1 pseudogene is annotated in these 373 nt (G+C 37.8%); it reads right to left on the bottom strand.

The annotated features are described in order from the left end of the window. A pseudogene (locus tag PL9631_RS25695) lies at nucleotides 1–373 on the bottom strand (IS701 family transposase); the annotation flags it as partial.

Here is a 373-nt window from a genome sequence, read left to right as displayed (position 1 = left end):
TGTATCATCAACCAGCCGGTTTTTTTTGAGCGGAACATAATAAATTTTCCCTAAATTATCAATCAAAGCCATTAGCTTTTGGGCTGCGTACCAACTATCCATAAGCACTTTCGCTACAGGAATCTTTTTTTTAAAGACGACATCATTCAGCATATCTGCTACATGATCTAGCTTGGTGTGACCATCCCCATCTGGATCGTAAATTCGATAATCAATCACTGAATAGGATCCGGTTTCAGGATTTACATAAATACAGCTTATTAAACCAATTCCTCGAATCACTCGATGTTCATTGCCGCTATATTGACGGCGGACAAGTTCAATTTTCGAGGAAAATCTTTTGTCGAGTACCGTATCATCAAAAACTAAACAA

The organism is Planktothrix paucivesiculata PCC 9631 (genome assembly GCF_900009265.2).
GTDB lineage: Bacteria > Cyanobacteriota > Cyanobacteriia > Cyanobacteriales > Microcoleaceae > Planktothrix > Planktothrix paucivesiculata.
The sequence above is the reverse complement of the archived record's forward strand: the minus strand, read 5'-3'. Positions and strand labels throughout refer to the sequence as shown.